Consider the following 678-nt stretch of genomic DNA (forward strand, 5'->3'; position numbering starts at 1 on the left):
GGCTACGACCACGGGCTCGACGCCCTCGCCCGCCGGTACGGGGTGGCCGTCGCCGACTGAACGGGACAGCGGAGGGAGGCCGGCGTGCTCTCGGGCGCGCGCAGGGCCGCCCGGCGCGCAGGGCCCGGGGCCGACGCCCCGGGCCCTGCCGTGCTGAGGCCGGTGTGCCGTCAGCCGTGGTACTTGATGTAGCCGTTGCCGTCCTTGTCGTGCGCCTTCTTGGTGTAGGCGTGGATGTCGGCCGGCGTGCCGCCCGGCTTGTAGAGGTAGATCGTGTCCTTGTCGTTGTTCCAGATGAAGTTGCAGTTCTGGCGGTACACGACGTTCTTGCCGTCCGAGTCGGTGCCCCGGCCTCCGCGCAGGTGGACGTAGTCACCCGGCTCGAGGATGTGGCTGGACTTGAAGACGAAGGTGTTGCCGGCCCGGTCCTTGACCTTGTACCCCTTCAGGTTCACCTTCGACTTCTTCGAGTAGTTCTTGATCGTCAGGTACTCGTTTTTCGTGTTCCCGCCGGAGCACTTGTTGGAGTCCCGCCCGGGGGCGTCGTACTGGACGCCCTTGATCTTGAGCGCCGAGGAGTACTCGGCGGCGTGCGCCGGTATCGCCGCCGTGAGGGCGAGCGCGGCGACGGCGGCGGTGGTGGCGGCAGCGGTCACGGTGCGCCGGATGATCATGAGG

General features: G+C 68.1%; 1 protein-coding gene. It reads right to left on the reverse strand.

The annotated features are described in order from the left end of the window. Nucleotides 1–170 precede the first annotated feature (170 nt). Nucleotides 171–674: a lamin tail domain-containing protein gene (locus LPA54_RS34370; protein WP_228918168.1), complete on the reverse strand. Its 504-nt coding sequence runs from the start codon at nucleotides 672–674 to the stop codon at nucleotides 171–173. Nucleotides 675–678 lie beyond the last annotated feature (4 nt).

This window comes from Streptomyces sp. DH12 (assembly GCF_020873895.1).
Classification (GTDB): domain Bacteria; phylum Actinomycetota; class Actinomycetes; order Streptomycetales; family Streptomycetaceae; genus Streptomyces.